16 protein-coding genes are annotated in these 19,299 nt (G+C 43.4%); 11 read left to right on the top strand and 5 right to left on the bottom strand.

Features of this window, described 5'->3' with window-relative positions; all coding sequences use genetic code 11:
- The first annotated feature begins 9 nt into the window (after positions 1–9).
- The 3 genes from JMW94_RS12410 (at position 10) to JMW94_RS12400 (ending at position 2,244) form a co-directional block, all read left to right on the top strand.
- Positions 10–711, top strand: a complete 702-nt coding sequence (locus JMW94_RS12410) for an HAD family hydrolase (protein WP_201604608.1) — start codon at positions 10–12, stop codon at positions 709–711.
- A 116-nt stretch (positions 712–827) separates the two neighbouring features.
- Positions 828–1,923 (top strand): peptide chain release factor 2 gene (gene prfB, locus JMW94_RS12405; protein WP_201604607.1). Its coding sequence is split into 2 segments (ribosomal slippage): positions 828–899 and positions 901–1,923, totalling 1,095 coding nucleotides; the frame shifts between segments, so codons are not numbered across the junction.
- Positions 1,924–1,959: 36 nt separating this feature from the next.
- Entirely contained in the window at positions 1,960–2,244 is a 285-nt protein-coding gene (locus JMW94_RS12400; RefSeq protein ID WP_045445514.1) for a pyrimidine/purine nucleoside phosphorylase, read from the top strand.
- Positions 2,245–2,353: 109 nt separating this feature from the next.
- Here the strand turns inward: JMW94_RS12400 and JMW94_RS12395 are convergent, their stop codons facing one another.
- Positions 2,354–2,806, bottom strand: a complete 453-nt coding sequence (locus JMW94_RS12395) for a GNAT family N-acetyltransferase (RefSeq protein ID WP_201604606.1) — start codon at positions 2,804–2,806, stop codon at positions 2,354–2,356.
- 181 nt (positions 2,807–2,987) lie between these two features.
- Here JMW94_RS12395 and JMW94_RS12390 point away from each other — a divergent pair, with 181 nt between their 5' ends.
- The 8 genes from JMW94_RS12390 to JMW94_RS12355 all read left to right on the top strand — a co-directional run bounded on the left by JMW94_RS12390 (position 2,988) and on the right by JMW94_RS12355 (position 15,907).
- The gene (locus JMW94_RS12390) at positions 2,988–4,118 is read left to right on the top strand and encodes a DNA topoisomerase IB (RefSeq protein WP_201604605.1); all 1,131 of its coding nucleotides are present in this window, start codon (positions 2,988–2,990) and stop codon (positions 4,116–4,118) included.
- A gap of 214 nt (positions 4,119–4,332) precedes the next feature.
- Positions 4,333–6,057 (top strand): AMP-binding protein, encoded by a 1,725-nt coding sequence (locus tag JMW94_RS12385; RefSeq protein WP_201604604.1) that lies wholly within the window; start codon positions 4,333–4,335, stop codon positions 6,055–6,057.
- An 87-nt stretch (positions 6,058–6,144) separates the two neighbouring features.
- A complete protein-coding gene (locus tag JMW94_RS12380) occupies positions 6,145–6,936 on the top strand; it encodes an SDR family NAD(P)-dependent oxidoreductase (protein ID WP_201604603.1) in 792 nt (263 codons plus the stop codon).
- 143 nt (positions 6,937–7,079) lie between these two features.
- A complete protein-coding gene (locus JMW94_RS12375) occupies positions 7,080–7,670 on the top strand; it encodes a L,D-transpeptidase family protein (protein WP_193008940.1) in 591 nt (196 codons plus the stop codon).
- Positions 7,671–8,106: 436 nt separating this feature from the next.
- Entirely contained in the window at positions 8,107–10,704 is a 2,598-nt protein-coding gene (gene clpB, locus JMW94_RS12370) for an ATP-dependent chaperone ClpB (protein WP_201604602.1), read from the top strand.
- A gap of 231 nt (positions 10,705–10,935) precedes the next feature.
- Positions 10,936–12,189 (top strand): PQQ-dependent sugar dehydrogenase, encoded by a 1,254-nt coding sequence (locus tag JMW94_RS12365; RefSeq protein ID WP_201604601.1) that lies wholly within the window; start codon positions 10,936–10,938, stop codon positions 12,187–12,189.
- Positions 12,190–12,365: 176 nt separating this feature from the next.
- Positions 12,366–14,015, top strand: coding sequence for a BCCT family transporter (locus JMW94_RS12360; RefSeq protein WP_201604600.1), 1,650 nt, complete (start codon positions 12,366–12,368; stop codon positions 14,013–14,015).
- A gap of 236 nt (positions 14,016–14,251) precedes the next feature.
- A complete protein-coding gene (locus tag JMW94_RS12355; protein WP_060491392.1) occupies positions 14,252–15,907 on the top strand; it encodes a BCCT family transporter in 1,656 nt (551 codons plus the stop codon).
- Positions 15,908–16,053: 146 nt separating this feature from the next.
- On the opposite strand, the gene JMW94_RS12350 is transcribed toward JMW94_RS12355, so the two are convergent.
- From JMW94_RS12350 to JMW94_RS12335, 4 genes are all read right to left on the bottom strand, one after another.
- Positions 16,054–16,386 (bottom strand): hypothetical protein, encoded by a 333-nt coding sequence (locus JMW94_RS12350; protein WP_201604599.1) that lies wholly within the window; start codon positions 16,384–16,386, stop codon positions 16,054–16,056.
- A 319-nt stretch (positions 16,387–16,705) separates the two neighbouring features.
- Positions 16,706–17,002, bottom strand: a complete 297-nt coding sequence (locus JMW94_RS12345; protein WP_201604621.1) for a DUF3144 domain-containing protein — start codon at positions 17,000–17,002, stop codon at positions 16,706–16,708.
- Between the two features lie 162 nt (positions 17,003–17,164).
- Entirely contained in the window at positions 17,165–18,331 is a 1,167-nt protein-coding gene (gene metK / locus JMW94_RS12340) for a methionine adenosyltransferase (RefSeq protein ID WP_045451444.1), read from the bottom strand.
- Positions 18,332–18,493: 162 nt separating this feature from the next.
- Positions 18,494–19,090, bottom strand: coding sequence for a DJ-1/PfpI family protein (locus JMW94_RS12335; protein ID WP_201604598.1), 597 nt, complete (start codon positions 19,088–19,090; stop codon positions 18,494–18,496).
- Positions 19,091–19,299: the final 209 nt, after the last annotated feature.

Raw genomic sequence — 19,299 nt, 5'->3', positions numbered from 1 at the left:
GGTCTCATTATGCAGGCAACACAAGCACAAATTTTTCCAAAAGAGCTGGCACTTTTTGATTTAGATCATACTTTGCTCGACGTCGATAGCGACTATTTATGGGGCGAGTATATCGTCAAACACGACCTCGTCGATGAAGCGCAATATCGCACGGCCAATCAAAAGTTTTACCAAGACTATATCGAAGGTACGCTTGATGCGACGGAATATAATGAATTTGTGGCACAGTTTTTAAGTAGCTTGCCGATGGATAGATTGCATGAGCTACGAGAAGACTATATTAAAAGTGAAATTGAGCCACACATACGCCCAAAAGCGATGGAAGTCCTCTGTCAGCATGTTGAAAAAGGTCATGAGGTGGTGATCATTTCTGCAACCAATGATTTTGTGGTATCCGCCATTGCCAAGCGTTTTGGTATCGAAGGTGCCAATGTGCTATCAACGCCGCTTGAGATAAAAAATGAGCGCTATACGGGTAAACTTACCGACAAGCCAAACTTTAAAGAAGGTAAGATTTATCATCTTAATAAATGGATAGATAAGCAAAAATCAGCGGGTGTTGAGTTTGATAAAACTTATGCTTATTCAGATTCCAAAAATGACATTCCATTGCTTGAGTGGGCGGATGTGGCTATTTGTGTGTCACCCGACGATGCGCTACATGCGCATGCGTTGTCGCATCGCTGGGCAGTAGAGGATTGGTCGATTTAGGCTGTTTAACGTTATTTAATATAAAGCCAGTCATAATTAGCCAACTATTTATTGTCAATCTCATTTAAAATAGCGCCATATCAGTGAGATATTTATTTAAAAAGACAGGAAACCTTATGGAAATCAATCCGTATCAAGAACGAATCAAAGATTTATTAGAGCGTGGGCAGGACTTGCGGAGGTATCTTTGACTTCGATGGTAAGCAAGAACGCTTAGAAGAAGTCAATTTAGAGTTAGAAAACCCCGAGCTATGGAATGATCCAGAGCGTGCGACTAAAATTAATAAAGAAAAAAGCCAGCTTGATGGCGTCATCGATGTTGTGGTGTCGCTTGAGAGCACATTGGAAGATGCGTCTGCCATGCTTGAGCTGGCGGTAGAAGCAGAGGATGAATCCTTGCTGGCGGATGTGCAAGCAGAGCTCGACAATGCGGAGAAACGCGTTGCTGATTTAGAGTTCCGTCGCATGTTTAGCGGTGAGATGGATCCTAATAACTGCTACTTAGATATCCAGTCGGGTAGTGGTGGCACTGAGGCGCAGGATTGGGCAGAGATGCTGTTGCGTATGTATACACGCTGGGCGGAATCGCATGGCTTCAAAGTTGAAGTTATTGAAGTGTCTTCTGGTAGCGTGGCTGGTATTAAATCAGCAACGATTGAGATTAAAGGGGATTACGCTTTTGGTTGGTTACGTACCGAAATCGGCGTGCATCGCTTAGTCCGTAAATCACCATTTGATAGCAATAACGGTCGTCATACCTCGTTTGCTGCCGTTTTTGTGTCGCCTGAAATTGATGATAATATCGAGATTGACATCAATCCAGCAGATTTGCGTATTGATACTTATCGTTCATCTGGCGCAGGTGGTCAGCATGTGAACACGACTGATTCTGCGGTACGTATCACCCACGAGCCAAGTGGCGTGGTGGTCACTTGTCAGAACGAGCGTAGCCAGCATGGGAACAAAGCGACGGCGATGAAGTTGTTACGTGCTAAGCTTTATGAGCTTGAGATGCAAAAACGCATGGAATCTCAGCAAGCGGTCGAGGATGGCAAGTCAGACGTCGGTTGGGGCAGTCAAATTCGCTCTTATGTACTCGATGATTCACGTATCAAAGACTTGCGTACTGGCGTTGAAACCTTTAATACTGGTGCGGTACTCGATGGTGACCTCGATCAGTTTATCGAAGCGAGTCTAAAAGCGGGATTGTAAAATAAAATAGTAATTAATATTTAATTAAGGAAAATTATGCCAAGTGTTAACAGTTATTTTGATAATAAAGTCACTTCTATTGCCTTTCAAACGGCAACTAAGCCTGCAACAGTTGGCGTGATGGAAATTGGCGAGTACGAGTTTGGTACCAGCGAATTTGAAACCATGAGCGTGGTCAGTGGTGCATTGACGGTCAAATTGCCAGAAAGTGATGAGTGGCAAACCTTTAATGCGGGTGAGCAATTTACCGTTGAAGCCAATCAGAAGTTTCAAGTAAAAGTGGCAGTAGAAACGGCTTATTTATGTGTTTATGGTAAATAAGCATTTTTAGAGTAGTAGTCAACAGATTAACGCCAAGTGTTTAACGCTTGGCGTTTTTTTTATGATTGCATTTTGAGATAAATTTGAGTCATAAAGCATTGAACAACCATTATAGGTTTTTACGATACTGCACCATATCTGTTAAGCTTGCGACATTGTCATACAATCGGCGTGCGTCGGTATTACTTTCTTGAGTTTTCCAATAAACGTGATTACAGCCTTTCTCATCGGCAAAATTATATACGCCTTCAATTAAAATTCGTCCAATACTTTGTCCACGTACAGACTCATCGACATAAAGATCTTGTAAATAACAACATGCCATGCTGCTCCATGTCGTTGGATGTAGCACCACATGGGTAATACCTACTAACTTGTCGTCCTGCCAAGCACCAAAACCATAAATCGGCACGTTACTATCGAGCAAACTGTGCCACGTGTTTTGGATGGTACTTGATGGCAAACTGGTCTCATAAAATTTTAGATAGTTTTGCCACAAAGGTAACCAAAATTCGTAATCGTCTTTAGATAATGCTGCTATCTTTATAGAAGTATTTTTCATTGTGTTTTATTCAAATTAAATTGTGATTGTTGTCAAATTATGGCTCAAAAGCTCATTATTTAGAACCCTTTTAAGCGTGTTTTTTTACACATCGATTACACTTTGCTCGTGGCAAATAAACAGCAAAAACCATCGCAATTCATTATGCTAAAACGACTATTTTATCAATCGAGTATGTATTATGGCGACGCTAAATGACCAAACAACCACGCAAGACATACGCCATGATTATGAAAAACTCGCTCGCCTTGCTAATCTGCGCTATGTCAGTGATGATGAGCTTGGGTTTACGCGTAGGCGTTGGGGGCGCGGGTTTACTTATAAAGATGCCACAGGCAAAACGGTCAAAGACAAAGCCTTGCGACAGCGTTTTAATGCGCTAGTGATACCACCGATGTGGTCAGAGGTTTGGATATGCCAAGACGATAAAGGGCACTTGCAATCGACGGGGCGCGATGACAAAGCACGAAAACAGTATCTGTATCACCCTGAGTGGGATCGCGTACGTGATCAAGCCAAGTTCGATGCCATGATAGGCTTCGCTAGAGCATTGCCGAATCTACGTGCGCAAGTCGAAAAAGACTTGAAAGCTAAATCATTATCCCGTGAAAATGTCTTATCAGCAGTGGTCAAACTATTAGAAACGACCTTGATTCGTATCGGTAACAGCCGCTATGCCAAGATCAATAAGAGCTATGGTTTGAGTACTTTACGCAGTAAGCATGTGAGCGAAACTGATAATGGACTGGCGTTTGATTTCTTCGGTAAAAGTGCCAAAGAGCATCATATTGAATTGCAAGATGAGCGTTTGATTGAGATTGTACAGGCATGTTCCGAGTTACCTGGTTATCAGATTTTTAAATATTTAGATGACAAGGGTCATAAGCAAGTCGTCGACAGTAGCGATATCAACGACTATCTACGCACGCATACTAGCGGTCATGGTCGTGACAGTGAGATGCATAGCGGTAATTTATATAGCGCAAAGGACTTTCGTACTTGGATGGCCAGTGTCCTTGCCGCCAGTTACTTGCATGATGAGCTACAGAGCGCTCAGGGCAAAGCAATATTAGCCAGTGAACCTGATAGCAAAGAACGTCAGCAACTGGTGACTGATATGGTAAAAAGTGTCGCTGATGAGCTGGGAAATACGCCAACGGTGTGCCGATCTTCTTATATTAATCCCATTATTATAGAGCGCTTTTTGGCGGGGCAGTTCTTTGAACCTTATAAACAAGCGCGCCGTGGTCGTACTAAACAGCATCAAAGTTATGAAGAAAAGGCGCTGCTAGGATTTTTAAGTGGCTGCTGAATGCTTTGAAATAAAGTTCCATTGAGAGTTTGTGATTGAATTATAAAAATGATACGTTATGTATTGAAATAAATATTAAAATGCGTTACTAATAGAGTCTATGCACATTGATATGTGCGAACAAGCAGAAAAAACAGTTGCTAGGATATGCCTGTTTTTCTGCTGACAATTCTCTTATTTCGCCCGTTACCTGCTATTGCTAAAGGATTAGCTTATGAACACCTCTTCTACAGACCCATCATTTGTAAATACCACTTCAAATCATACTGCACACCCGCCAATGAGCTACAGCGATTACTATCATAACTTTGATATGAACGCGCTATTGACAGAAATATTTGGCGAGCATTTAGACGATCGCTTGAATGCTTATATGGCATGCTGTGGTCGTCATGTGCGTGATGGTCGCGGTGATAATATTGCACTGGTGCATGAAGATACGTCGGGCAATGTAACGCGCATGAGCTTTGCTGAGCTTGATAAGGCAAGTGCACAAGTCGCCAATTTATTGTTGTCTTATGGCGTGCAAGTTGGTGACCAAGTGGCAACCATGCTACCTCGCACCCCTGAGCTGCTCACCATTGTACTCGCGACTTGGCGGATCGGTGCGGTTTATCAACCGTTATTTACCGCCTTTGGCTATGATTCAATTAAGTATCGGATGGACAAAGCCAATACCAAAGTGGTTTTCACCAATCAAGAAAATCGTGGCAAGTTTGACGACTTGGCTAAGCAAACCAAAATGGTGCTGGTTGGTAGCAAGGTAGATGCGCAAAGCTGGGGTGATGATAGCTACGCTGAAAAGGTCGCAACGCAGTCGCAAACGGTAGACGCGGTTTCATTAAATACCGATGCTCCCTTTCTGCAAATGTTTACCTCGGGTACGGTTGGTAAATCAAAAGGCGTTAGTGTGCCGCTAAGTGCGCTCTCAGCGTTTTATCTCTACATGCGCTATGCGATTGACTTGCGAGCAGATGATAATTACTGGAACATGGCAGATCCAGGCTGGGCATACGGTCTTTATTATGCGATTACAGGACCTTTGTTATTAGGGGTAACAACGTATTTTAATGAAGCCGGCTTTGATGCACAAAATACTCGCGATTTTATGGTACGTCATAAAATTAGTAATTTAGCGTCCTCACCGACAGCGTTTCGGATGATGAAATCGAGTGGCGTCTTTGAAGCTGCTCACAATGACAATAGTAATGACAATGAGGCTAAATTATCACTGCGCTGTGCCAATTCAGCAGGCGAGACCTTAAATACCGAAGTGGTCAATTGGGTTGAAACCTATTTAAACTGTAAAGTCTGCGATCAGTACGGGCAGACCGAAACGGGTATGACTTGCTGTGAGCATCATGCGTTAGCACATGAATGTCCGGTTGGCTCGATGGGCATGGCGCTACCGGGGCACACATTGGTAGTGTTAGACGATGAGATGAATATATTAGCTGATGGCGAACAAGGACAGCTTGCCGTAGTGGTCAGTCAATCCCCCGCATTTTATTTCCGTGGTTATAGCTGGAACGAAAAAGACGCTTTCGCTGATGATTACTATTTAACAGGCGACGTGGTTGAGCGCCATAGTGATGGCAGCTATTGGTTTTCAGGGCGTGATGACGACATTATCATTACCGCAGGTTATCGCGTTGGACCAACCGATGTTGAAAATACCGTGTTGGAGCATGAGGCAGTCGCAGAGTCAGCGGCAGTTGGAGTGCCAGACGAAGTGCGTGGTCATACCATTAAGTCGTATGTAGTACTAAAAGACGGTATCGAAGGCACAGACGAGATTGCTAAAGAGATTCAAGATTTGGTGCGCAAGCGTTTATCAACGCACGCTTATCCACGTGAGGTTGAGTTTGTGAAAGAGTTGCCAAAAACCCCAAGTGGTAAAATTCAGCGCTTTTTGCTGCGCAGTTTATCTGCGGCTTAATAAAGCAATGCATTCATATCGTCAGGTTAAGATAAAAGTCGATGACTGATAAAAATAACAGTAAAAACATTAATAAAAGGAATAATTATGCAAATTGAACAACAGAGCTTTTTGGTCACAGGCGGTGCATCAGGTTTGGGAGAGGCAGTGGTTCGCGCTATTGTCAAGCAAGGCGGTAACGTCGTCATCGCAGATCTTAATGAATCAGCTGGTCAAGCGTTGGTGGCGGAACTAGGCGATAACGTTCGCTTTGCACGCTGTGATGTGACCAGTGGTGATGAGGTGCAAGCGGCTGTAGATACGGCTGAAAAAGAATTTGGCGGCTTACAAGGATCTATCAACTGTGCGGGTATCGCTGTGGTACAAAAGCTGCTGGACCGTGATAATAACCCAGCAGATCTCGATGCTTTCAGTCGTGGCGTCAATATTAATCTTGTCGGTTCTTTTAATGTCGCGCGTTTGGTTGCAGCCAGTATTGCAAAGCGTGTAGCAAATGCCAATAACGCAGACAGCTCTGTAGAGAAGAACGCTGATAATGGCGTCATTATTAATACGGCTTCTATCGCAGCTTTTGATGGGCAAGTAGGACAAGCAAGCTATTCATCGTCAAAAGCAGGTGTCGTCGGTCTCACTTTACCGCTAGCACGTGAGCTGGCACGTCATGGTATTCGCGTGATGACTATCGCGCCGGGCGTCTTTGCCACACCGATGATGGAGACTATCCCTGAAAAAGCGCGCGAACAACTAGAGGCAGGCGTACCTTATCCTAAGCGTCTGGGCAATCCCAATGAGTTTGCCAAGTTGGTCATGCATATCATTGATAATGCCTATCTCAATGGAGAAGTCATTCGCTTAGATGGCGCGATTCGTATGGTGTAATGGTATTAACGAAGTTTTTATGTTCAAAAGACCCTAATGTTATCCATGAAATTTTCACAAAAACTGGCATGGTGCTTTGGTAAGTTAATAGCGTGGTATGTTGCCATTTCACTCTCTAACGCTAAACGGAGTTATTAAAGCCTATGTCATTTTTTTCTCTGAATTTCAGCAAAAAGCCGCGTCGATTGTTTGTCGTGATAGGACTGGGACTGACCACTATTATGAGCACCAGTGCGATAGGGTATGTCAAAACAGCCTCCTCAGATACAAAAAGTACAGGCAATAATGGTCAGCCTATTTCCAGCACGGTGATTATCGATAAAGTTTTTGTCGATAAATCCGATCGTATTTTGCAGCTATTGAGTGGTGATAAAGTCATTAAGTCCTATCGTATTGCGCTAGGGGATAGTCCAGTTGGTCATAAACAGCAGCAAGGCGATGAGCGCACACCCGTGGGGGCGTACATCTTAGATTATAAGAATGAGAACTCTATTGCCCATCGCTCCATCCATATAAGCTACCCCAATGCTGCTGACAAAGCTCGGGCACGATCACGCGGTGTTCATCCTGGTGGTGATATTATGATTCATGGGCAGATGAACGGCTTCGGTCATCTAGCGTGGATTAACCAACAACGTGATTGGACCGATGGTTGCATTGCGGTCACTGACAATGAGATGGATGAGATTATGGCGGCAGTTAAGGTTGGTACATCGATAGAAATTGTAGAATGAGTGTTATGTTAATGCTGGCTATCGTGTAGTAAATTTTTAGCAGTTACTAGCGCATTAGAATCTCTGCTATAGCTCTCTCTTGCTTGCCTTTCATTGTTGAGCAAGCTTCTCTTTTAGTTATTTTTTTTATTTATCCTCTTGAAATACTCTCTTAGTGTGCCTATTGATAGTTTGTGATAATATCATTGCTATGGGTAAGGTTTTTACCTATATAAAATCTTACTATTTTTCAGTATTTACTAATAAGTCATAGATATTGATTGACAACTTGCATAGGTAGGTTGAAATATTGTATGTTATACCCTATATATATAACAACTAACGGTGATTGATACGTGGTAAAGTTGATGATAAACGTGATGTTTTAAACGTCGCTCTTTTATCATTTTATGTTGCATCCACTGACTGAAAATACTAATTATAAAAGGACACAATTATGAGGTTCGAAAAATTTACCCAGAAGCTGCAATCTGCCATTCAAGAAGCACAGAGCTTAGCATTAGGACGTGACCATACAGGTATTGACCCTGTGCATCTGCTTGCAGTATTGCTACAAGACGAGTCTAATCTATCTATTTGCCAACAGGCAGGCGCGTCTATTCCTGCGCTAAAAAATGGCGTGGCAAAGGCGCTCGACAATCAAGCAACGATTAGTGAGCCAACAGGTGACGTTAATTTAAACCCAAATTCGGTTAAGATTTTGAACTTGGCAGACCGTCAAGCGCAAAAAGAAGGCGATGATTTTATCGCCACTGAATGGGTAATGTTGGCACTTGCTGAACAAGGCGAAACCAAAAAGATATTTGAGAGTGCTGGCGTAACAGCGAGCAAACTAAAAACAGTGATTGAACAATTGCGTGGTGATGAAACCGTGAATAATCAAAATGCTGAAGATCAGCGTGATGCGCTGAATAAATATACGATTAACTTAACTGAACAGGCGGAACTTGGTAAGCTTGACCCTGTGATTGGTCGCGATGAAGAGATTCGTCGTACCATTCAGGTGCTCTCGCGCCGCACCAAAAACAACCCCGTGCTCATCGGTGAACCGGGTGTCGGTAAGACAGCCATCGTCGAAGGCCTAGCACAAAAAATCATCAATGGCGACGTGCCAGAAGGGCTTCGTAATAAAGAAGTATTGTCGTTAGATCTAGGCTCATTGATTGCGGGTGCAAAATTCCGTGGTGAGTTTGAAGAGCGACTCAAAGCGGTACTTAGCGATTTATCAAAGCAAGAAGGCAATGTCATCTTATTTATCGATGAGTTGCATACTTTAGTAGGTGCTGGTAAAGCTGACGGCGCGATGGATGCCGGTAATATGCTAAAGCCTGCGCTTGCGCGTGGTGAGCTACACTGTGTCGGTGCGACGACATTAGATGAGTATCGCCAGTATATCGAAAAAGATGCGGCTCTTGAGCGTCGTTTCCAAAAGGTACTGGTCGATGAGCCAACGGTCGAAGACACCATTGCGATTTTGCGTGGTCTAAAAGAGCGTTATGAGCTGCATCACGGTGTTGATATCCAAGACAGCGCGATTATTGCTGCTGCCCGGATGAGCCATCGTTATATTACCGATCGCAAGCTGCCAGATAAAGCGATTGACTTGATTGATGAAGCGGCGAGTCGTTTACGTATGGAGATGGACAGCAAGCCTGAAGCCTTAGGTAAGCTTGATAGTCGCTTGATTCAGTTGAAAATGCAGCGCGAAGTGCTTAAAAATGAAGAAGACGCTGGTGCGCAAGCCGAGCGTAAAGTGCTCGATGCACAAATTGAAGAGCTAGAAAAAGAGTACGCTGACCTTAATGAGATTTGGCAAGCAGAAAAAGCCTTGGTCAAAGGCAGTCAGCAGCTAAAAGACGAGCTGGACAAAGCGCGTATCGCTTATGATAAAGCCAGCCGCGAAGGTGACTACGAGACCATGAGTAAGCTGCAGTACGAGACGATTCCACAGCTTGAGCGCCGTATCACAGAGTCTGATTTGGCCGAGCAAAAAGAGCTGGCAGGTGATAATGGCGGTGCCAAACTGCTACGTAACAAAGTCACGGACAACGAGATCGCAGAGGTGGTGGCAGCCGCGACGGGTATTCCTGTCAGCAAAATGCTGCAAGGCGAGCGTGACAAGATGCTGGCGATGGAAGAGAAGCTGCATGAGCGCGTCATCGGTCAAGATGAAGCGGTCAAAGCAGTCGCCAACGCTGTGCGCCGTAGCCGAGCTGGGTTGTCTGATCCCAACCGCCCATTGGGTTCGTTCTTATTTTTAGGGCCTACGGGGGTTGGTAAAACTGAGCTGACCAAATCACTGGCCAACTTCTTGTTTGATAGTGAGGATGCCATCATCCGTATCGACATGAGTGAGTATATGGAGAAACACAGCGTCAGCCGCTTAGTGGGCGCGCCTCCAGGCTATGTCGGTTATGAAGAAGGCGGCACCTTGACCGAAGCGGTACGCCGTAAGCCTTATAGCGTGATACTGTTTGATGAGGTCGAAAAAGCGCATCCTGATGTGTTTAATATCTTGCTACAAGTGTTAGACGATGGACGTTTGACCGACTCACAAGGCCGCGTGGTTGACTTCAAAAACACGGTGATTGTGATGACCAGTAACTTGGGTTCGCACAAAATCCAAGAGATGGTCGGTGAAAGTTACGAAGACATCAAAGCTGAGGTGATGGAATCAGTTGGGCAGCATTTCCGCCCAGAGTTTGTCAACCGTATCGACGAGATTGTGGTATTCCATCCGCTCGGTATGTCGCAGATGTCAGGTATTGCTGCGATTCAGTTGGATCGCTTGCGCCAGCGCTTGCATGAGCGTGAGATGGATATTGAGTTATCAGCTGATGCGATGAACAAACTGGTTGCGATTGGTTATGATCCTGTCTATGGCGCACGTCCACTAAAACGTGCGATCCAACAGGAAATTGAAAACCCATTGTCATTGAAGCTATTGGCTGGTGATTTTGGCGCAGGAGATATCATCAAAGTCGATGTCGGCGCAGATGATAAGTTGGTGTTTGAGAAACGTAGCATGAATTAATATCTAACCCTAACTGACCGTGGTTTAAAACCAACCTCTTACTTGCCTATTTTTTCTACAGGCAGGTAAGGGGTTTTTTTGTGCGCCATTATTATTTACGGTTTGAGTGCTTTGACTATGTTATAAATAAACTAAGCACTAAAAATTAAGCACTAAAAATTAAGCACTAAAAATTAAGCACTAAAAATTAAGCACTAGGAATAAGACATCAACAGTTACGGAGACGACAAAATGACGATCATCAGTATGCAGCACCTAAGCACGCCATTAATGTTACCGATAATGATCAGCGCACTGCTGTTTAGTGCTCCTGCTTGCTCCAATCAAACTGCCGTCAATACCCATGAAGACCTGACAGACTATAAAGAAGGGCAAGCCTCTGCTAGTGAATCGCTAGCAAGTACCGAAAAACCCGCCTTTATCACCAAGAAAATTGCCACGTTTGATGAACCTTGGGCAATGACAGCATTACCTACCGTTAATAATGAGCCCCCTAAATTACTTGTCACCCAAAAGACAGGCGAGTTATTCATTGTTGATACGGCAACAGGTGCCAAGACAGCCATCAGTGGTATACCGAAAGTGGCTTATGGTGGGCAAGGTGGTCTTGGCGATATCGTTTTTGCACCAGATTTTGCTACTTCTAATCATGTCTATATGAGCTACGTTGAAGCAGGGAATGACACTGATAATAATAAATTTGGTGCTAAAGTTATCAAAGCGACATTGATAGGGTTGGATACAGCCAAGCCTCGTTTGCAGAATCTTACGCCCATTTGGGAGCAAACACCGAAAGTAAAAGGGCAGGGGCATTATAGTCATCGCTTGCTTTTTTCACCTGACGGAAAATATTTATATATCAGTTCAGGCGAGCGCCAAGAAAAAACACCAGCACAGGATATGAGCGTCAATTTGGGCAAAATTATTAGGTTAAATCTTGATGGCTCAGTGCCAGCAGACAATCCTTTTGTAGATAATAGCAATGACATTGCCGCACAGTTTTGGAGTATAGGACATCGTAATGTATTGGGTATGGAATTCGATGAAAAAGGTAGGCTTTGGGCGCATGAGATGGGACCACGGGGCGGTGATGAATTCAATCTCATTGAAAAAGGTCATAACTACGGCTGGCCAATCGTCTCAAATGGGCGTAACTATACAGGCACGGATATTCCTGACCATGAGACGCGTCCTGAGTTTACGCCGCCCAAAATTAGTTGGACGCCAGTGATATCACCGTCATCGATAAGTATTTATAACGCTGGACAATATAATGATTTCCCAGCGTGGCAAGGTGATGCGCTCATTAGTGGCTTATCATCTAAAGCGCTGATAGTCGTCGATTTTGATGAAAATAGCCGCGCGACTGAGCGCTATCGCTATGATATGGGCGAGCGTATTCGTAGTGTGTTAAATGTAGATGGACAAGTTTGGGTATTAGAAGATGGCGATAATAGTGGATTATTACAATTGATTCCGCAGTAGTGATTAGTAGCCATTGCTCTTCAACTTTCCAAGCGTTTGCACTATTGTAGGTTAGGCTGATAAATGGTTTTGGTCTATTTCTGTCAATAAGAAAAACGTAAATAGCTAATTAGATTTGATAGTTGAGAGGTATCTTGTTAAGGTATTCTTCCTAAAAAACTAAGGCTAACAAACAAATGGATCATGTAAAAGTTGGCAGGTTAGGCCCTTTTCCACGGGTAAGTAAACCTGTATTTATTACTTCAGCGCTACTTATCGTTGGATTTATTATCTTTGGTGCTTTCTTTACTGAAACCGCTGGTGCACTATTTAGCTTTTTGCAGAATTTTATTACAGATAAGTTCGGCTGGATGTTTGTTATATTAATGAACGTTGCGCTGGTATTCTGTATTTATCTAGCAGCGAGTCGTTATGGTGACATCCGTTTAGGTCAACAAACAGAAAAACCGCAGTATAGTTTGTTTTCTTGGATAGGGATGTTGTTCTCTGCTGGTATCGGTATTGGACTGGTATATTGGGGAACGGCTGAGCCCTTGTATCACTTTATGGCACCACCACTCGGTGAGGCGGAAACAATAGAAGCCGCCAAGCAAGCCATGAGTATCTCATTTTTACATTGGGGACTACATGCTTGGGCGATTTATACCATTGTGGCATTGGCACTGGCTTACTTCCACTTTCGCCGTGGACTGCCATTGTCGATTCGCTCGACGCTATACCCGTTATTAGGCGAGAAAATATATGGTCGCTGGGGTCATACGGTAGATATTCTAGCCGTGTTCGGCACGATGTTTGGTGTGGTAACTTCTTTAGGTCTAGGGGTTATGCAGATCAACTCAGGTCTTGAAAATCTATTCGGTATACCCAATTCTTTAACCGTACAGTTTATTATTATTGCCTTTGTGACCGCATTGGCATGTGGCTCATTGATGCTTGGTCTTGATAAAGGTATCAAGCGCCTAAGTGACATTAATATGGGTTTTACAGGTGTGCTCTTGGCCTTTATGGTCATCTTAGGACCAACCTTATTTATTTTTGATAGTTTTATAGAAAATATTGGTAATTATGTCGTTGCCATGATTCCGTTATCAACATGGGGCGAGGCTTATAGTAATACGGATTGGCAGAGTGGTTGGACGATATTCTATTGGGCGTGGTGGGTAAGTTGGGCACCGTTTGTCGGCGTATTTATCGCTCGTATCAGTCGCGGTCGTACCATTCGTGAGTTTGTATTGGGTGTATTATTGATTCCAATGCTGATTTTGTTTTTCTGGTTCACCACTTTCGGTGGTGTCGCTATCCATATGGAGCTTTTAGCGGCGCTTGATCCGGCTATGGCCAGTCCAGGATTGGTGGAAGCGGTGCAAGCAGATACGGGTAGCGCTATTTTCAAGCTGGTTGAGTATTATCCATTCGCGAAACCAATTACCTTGCTCATCGTTGTTATGATTGTTTTATGGTTCGTGACTTCATCGGATTCAGCAAGTTTCGTCATTGATATGTTGACGGCGGGCGGCGATACCAACCCACCTAAGATTCAACGTTTATTTTGGGCGATTATGGAAGGTTTGATTGCCGCTATATTGTTAGCAGCAGGCGGATTAGGCGCATTGCAAGCCGCCGCTATTGTGGCTGGACTGCCATTTGCTTTAGTGATATTTGTCATGATGTATGCCTTACTTCGTGGCTTAAGCCGAGATCGATTGATACTGTATCGCGCTCAGCAGCACTTTATCACCGAAGAATCTGCAGATCATAATTCAGCCAATGAGTTTGCTGATGAGCACTTGTTAAAAGGACCGCCTAAAATCGTGAAAGGTGATTAGCAGATTATATATATCAGCTTTAATACTGTTTTTATTAAATGAATCAGGCAGTTAGCTTCTTCTTTTTTTACGTAAAAATACAATATAACAATTGTGATTTGAAATCCTAAGATGCATCGTTATCTTAGGATTTTTTTATTTGTTGACCAATAGCAAGGTTATAAAGTGTCTGATTCGATTTGATAGTTGTGCAGTATCTTGTTAAGGTGAGCCCCTTCAAAAATTGAGATGACTAAATGGATCATGTAAAAGTTGGCCGCTTAGGCCCTTTTCCGCGGGTAAGTAAACCTGTGTTTTTAACTTCAGCGTTATTAATTCTTGTGTTCATTATTTTTGGTGCTCTTTTTAATGAGCAAGCAGAATTGTTGTTTGGTCATGCCAAAGCATTCGTGTCTTTGCGTTTTGGCTGGTTCTTTATTGTGGTGGTCAACTTAACGTTGGTGATGAGTATTTACATGATATTTAGTCGTTATGGCGATATCAGGCTTGGTCATCAAAATGAGAAACCAGAATACAATCTAGTATCTTGGATCGGCATGCTATTTTCAGCAGGCATCGGTATAGGCCTGCTCTATTGGGGTACAGCTGAACCCTTGTATCATTTTATGGCGCCGCCATTAGGAGAAGCTGAAACAGTGGCTGCCGCCAAGCAAGCGATGAATATCTCGTTCTTGCACTATGGTTTGCATGTGTGGGCGCTCTATGGCATGGTCGCGTTGTCATTGGCTTATTTTCATTACCGAGTGGGCTTACCGCTGGCTATTCGTTCGACACTATATCCTATATTGGGCAAAAAGATTTATGGTGGCTGGGGTCATACGGTCGATACACTAGCGGTATTTGGTACGATGTTTGGAGTAGTGACCACTTTAGGTCTTGGGGTGTTGCAAATTAACTCAGGTCTTGAGACGTTATTTGGTATACCCAATAATATTACAGTGCAAATTATTTTGATTGCCTTAATCACTATGTTGGCAGGTCTGTCTCTATTTATGGGGCTAGATAAAGGGATTAAGCGCTTAAGTGATACCAATATATTATTTACTGTGATATTGCTCAGCTTTGTGATTATTTTAGGACCGACCCAGTTTATATTTAATAGCTTTGTAGAAAATATTGGCAATTATTTACATCAAATTGTGCCATTAGGTCTTTGGACAGAATCGTATGATGGTCAAGAAAACTGGCAAGCATCATGGACGATTTTCTATTGGGCATGGTGGATAAGCTGGTCGCCTTTCGTCGGTGTGTTCGTGGCTCGTATCTCTCGTGGTCGAACCATTCGTGAGTTTATCTTAGGGGTGTTATTAATTCCTATTACTATTTTGTTCTTATGGTTCACGGCATTCGGTGGTTCAGCCGTTAATATGGAATTAATGGCAGCCGCTGATCCCAACCTCATTAGTCCTGGCTTGATTGAGGCTGTCCAAGCAGATACTGGCAGTGCCATCTTTAAGCTGATGGAATCTTATCCATTTACGTCAGCTTTGAACTTGCTTATCGTAGTGATGATTGTGCTTTGGTTTGTCACGTCATCGGATTCTGCCAGTTTTGTGATTGATATGTTGACCTCAGGTGGCGATGCCAATCCACCTAAAATTCAGCGCCTATTTTGGGCGGGTACAGAGGGTGTCATCGCTGCCGTACTATTAGCAGCAGGTGGCTTGAGTGCGCTACAAGCGGCTTCAATTGTGTCAGGTTTCCCTTTTGCGATTGTGATAGTCGTTATGATGTACTCCTTATTACGCGGCTTGAGTCGAGATCGTTTGATACTGTATCGCAACCAGCAATGGTTTGTCACCGAAGAGTCAGCAGAGCATAATTCAGCCAATGAATTTCGTGATGAAGATTTGCTGACAGGTCCACCTGATATTGAAAAACCTGAAGGTTAGATTTTATCGATCTAAAAAATAATAAAAAAGCACCCGCTTATGATTAAGCGGGTGCTTTTTTGTATGATTTAATTGTCTTTTTTAGTTTGATATAAAGTATTTACACAAAGTTATGAAGCAAGGTTATGAAGCGTTATGAAGCAAAGTTATGAGCACTGTCCTTTGACATAACCTACTGCTGCCGTTGTGCCACATGCCGAACATGAGTTGCCCGCAGTGCGATAACTAAATCCTGAGCCAGTTTTTACTTTGACACACACAGGATCATATTGCGCGGTACACATCGTTTGCTCAGGGTTGTAAGGTGGGCACTTGATAAAAGGGTTGTCGCTGTTCTGTTGGCTGTGCCCAGTGCTATGAATAGGGGCGGTATCAGGCGTATCGATGCTTTGGATGTTATTACAGCCAGCTAAGGCAATAGTGACTGATAACCCTAATAATGACAGGCATGATCGCCATGATTTGAATAAGTGGTTCATAATCATATGTCCTTATAAATAGTGTTCGGTAAGTCCCTGTTATCGATAGCTGGTTGCAACCATGTGATGAACAAGGTGGTTTTAATTGATAGTAGCCTATTTATCAGCAGTCATCTACCAAATCATGATTAATAAAAAACCCAAGCCTATGATTAAGCTTGGGTTTGAGCACCACTATAGTCATTCCACTATAAAAATATTACTGCGTTAACCTCGCTTGAAGTATTAAATATACATCTACACTCGGTTGCCTTGTACTACTTTTAAATTGAACCGACTATACCAGCCGTTTTATAAATGCCAGCTAAAGGCGATAGAACTATTTGGCTGCTTTGTCATCTTGATTAAGCTGAACATATTTATCAAAGTTCTGCGCATAATCAGTCAGGTTGTCGCTCAGCATTTGGCGATACTGTTTGACATAAAATTCAACGATATCATCTTTTTCTTTGGCAAAGTCATCGCCTTTGACAAAGCCGATAGAGGCGACTGAAGCGCTATAACGTGCGGCTGCATAAAGTAGTGATGCACCTACTTGTCCTGAATGTGCTTCAGAACCCAACTGACTGTTTGCGATACCAATAATGGCATCAGCACGTTGGTAAAATGCCTGCATTTCAGGGGTAATCTCAATGTTAGCGTCAACATTGCTTTCTTGAATGTTGCTTTCTTGAATGTTGCTGTCTTGCATATTGTCTTGAGACATAAGCGACTCCTAATAAGTGTCGGTAATTTTAAATTTATAAAGAGGGTTTGTAGGTGGTGCAACGTTATATTTTTACAAACCAGCGTCTGCTTTTAAGATCTCAGCTTTGTCTGTTTTTTCCCATGTAAAAGCAGTTTCTGAACCTGGACGACCAAAATGACCAAAAGTCGCCGTTTGCTGATACATTGGTTGTAATAAGTTTAGCATACGGGTAATGCCATAAGGGCGCAGGTCAAAATGGGTGCGAATCAGACGGATGATTTCATCATTGCTGATTTTATTCGTACCAAAGGTATTGACCGAGATAGAGGTTGGCTCAGCGACACCGATGGCATAGCTGACCTGTATTTCACAGCGCTCAGCAAGTCCTGCAGCAACGATATTCTTAGCCACATAACGCACGGCGTACGCAGCACTACGATCGACTTTCGATGGATCTTTACCACTGAATGCACCGCCGCCATGACGCGCCATACCGCCATACGTATCAACAATAATTTTACGACCTGTTAATCCAGCATCACCTACAGGCCCGCCAATCACAAACTTACCCGTTGGGTTGATATGATAGCGCGTGCCAGCATGCAATAATTCAGCAGGCAATACTTGTTTAATGATAGATTCCATTATTGCTTCTTGCAGATCTTTTTGCGAGATACTTGGATCGTGTTGCGTTGATAGCACCACGGCATCAATGGCAACAGGCTTGCTACCGTCATATCTTAACGTCACTTGTGCTTTGGCATCTGGACGTAACCACGGCAACTCGCCTGCGCGGCGCAGCTCAGATTGGCGTTCCATCAAGCGATGAGCAAATTCGATAGGGGCTGGCATTAATACGTCTGTTTCGTTACTGGCATATCCAAACATAAGACCTTGGTCACCTGCACCTTGCTCTTCAGGGTCGCTACGATCGACACCTTGAGCGATTTCAGGAGATTGTTTGCCGAGCATGTTGATGACCGCGCATGTTTCGCCATCAAAGCCTAAGTCTGAGTGGTGGTAACCAATACCGTTTACAGTATCACGCACGATACGCTCAACATCGATATTTGCCGTCGTGGTGACTTCACCTGCTAGTATCACAGCACCTGTCTTAACCAAGGTTTCGCATGCCACGCGTGCATGCAAATCTTCACGTAAGATGGCGTCAAGGATGGCATCTGATATTTGGTCAGCCATTTTATCAGGATGACCTTCGCTCACAGATTCTGAGGTAAATAAGTTGTATTCACGCATAATGGGATCGCTTAATTGCAGGGACTGTATTCTACGAACTCAGTCATTATTAAATGTATATAAAAATAAAAGGCGAAAACGAATAAAAAAATTAGCACATTTTACCGTGTATCGAGGTAAAACTCTAGCGATGGATAATACTAAGAAGTAACTAGGCATGGATTAACCATGGTAAAAGTCATCAATCTCGCTATTTTCTTGCCAGCGATATTCAGTATAGTGAGCGATCTGGCGCGCTGTATCGATGTCATGTCTGTCGGCGATAAAACCAAGCGCCATGTCCATACCTGCACTGACACCTGAGGACGTATAAAATTTGCCATCAACAACCCAGCGTGCTTGCTCGGCCCAATAGACTTTGTCAGATTGCGCTATCACCCATTGCCATGACAGCTTATTAGACGTTGCGCGCTTGTCATCTAAGACGCCAGCCTTAGCCAACAATGCGCTACCCGTACAAACGCTAAGTACCCAATCAGCATGGTCAACCAAGGTTATTAACGTCTGCAAAAATGGTCGGTGATTGATTTGCTGGCGAGTACCCATGCCGCCAACCATCAACAAGATATCAGTCTGATGCGCTAACTCGCTGACAGCGACTGTCTGCATCGCAACGCCATGCTTACTATGGATAATGCCGCCGTTTAAGGAGGCAAATTGCAGACGATAATGCTCAGGTAAGCAGCCAAACATCTCGATAGGTCCAAATAGATCCAAAGTCTCAAAATCATCGAATAATAGCGTGGTCAGTGTCTGCATCTGGCTTCCTGATTTTTAAAATAACGTTTACAAAGATAAGTGGCGGTCTATGGCGTCTTGTAACCACGAGATTTATATTTTATTTCTCTGCACACGACAAAAAAATCATCCCCACCCGATTTTCATAGGTTTAGGGGTTAAAAAGCTAACTAACTGTCGAAATACAGTCTTATCATTGTTAAAGAACACCAAGTGAAGGCCCTCAATCA

It is taken from the genome of Psychrobacter immobilis, from assembly GCF_904846185.1.
Lineage (GTDB): Bacteria > Pseudomonadota > Gammaproteobacteria > Pseudomonadales > Moraxellaceae > Psychrobacter > Psychrobacter immobilis_B.
The sequence above is the reverse complement of the archived record's forward strand: the minus strand, read 5'-3'. Positions and strand labels throughout refer to the sequence as shown.

Coding starts and splice junctions, on each gene's coding strand:
- JMW94_RS12410 (WP_201604608.1), top strand. CDS start 10: ATGCAGGCAACACAAGCACAAATTTTTCCAAAAGAGCTGGCACTTTTT.
- JMW94_RS12400 (WP_045445514.1), top strand. CDS start 1,960: ATGCCAAGTGTTAACAGTTATTTTGATAATAAAGTCACTTCTATTGCC.
- JMW94_RS12395 (WP_201604606.1), bottom strand. CDS start 2,806: ATGAAAAATACTTCTATAAAGATAGCAGCATTATCTAAAGACGATTAC.
- JMW94_RS12390 (WP_201604605.1), top strand. CDS start 2,988: ATGGCGACGCTAAATGACCAAACAACCACGCAAGACATACGCCATGAT.
- JMW94_RS12385 (WP_201604604.1), top strand. CDS start 4,333: ATGAACACCTCTTCTACAGACCCATCATTTGTAAATACCACTTCAAAT.
- JMW94_RS12380 (WP_201604603.1), top strand. CDS start 6,145: ATGCAAATTGAACAACAGAGCTTTTTGGTCACAGGCGGTGCATCAGGT.
- JMW94_RS12375 (WP_193008940.1), top strand. CDS start 7,080: ATGTCATTTTTTTCTCTGAATTTCAGCAAAAAGCCGCGTCGATTGTTT.
- clpB (WP_201604602.1), top strand. CDS start 8,107: ATGAGGTTCGAAAAATTTACCCAGAAGCTGCAATCTGCCATTCAAGAA.
- JMW94_RS12365 (WP_201604601.1), top strand. CDS start 10,936: ATGACGATCATCAGTATGCAGCACCTAAGCACGCCATTAATGTTACCG.
- JMW94_RS12360 (WP_201604600.1), top strand. CDS start 12,366: ATGGATCATGTAAAAGTTGGCAGGTTAGGCCCTTTTCCACGGGTAAGT.
- JMW94_RS12355 (WP_060491392.1), top strand. CDS start 14,252: ATGGATCATGTAAAAGTTGGCCGCTTAGGCCCTTTTCCGCGGGTAAGT.
- JMW94_RS12350 (WP_201604599.1), bottom strand. CDS start 16,386: ATGAACCACTTATTCAAATCATGGCGATCATGCCTGTCATTATTAGGG.
- JMW94_RS12345 (WP_201604621.1), bottom strand. CDS start 17,002: ATGCAGGCATTTTACCAACGTGCTGATGCCATTATTGGTATCGCAAAC.
- metK (WP_045451444.1), bottom strand. CDS start 18,331: ATGCGTGAATACAACTTATTTACCTCAGAATCTGTGAGCGAAGGTCAT.
- JMW94_RS12335 (WP_201604598.1), bottom strand. CDS start 19,090: ATGCAGACACTGACCACGCTATTATTCGATGATTTTGAGACTTTGGAT.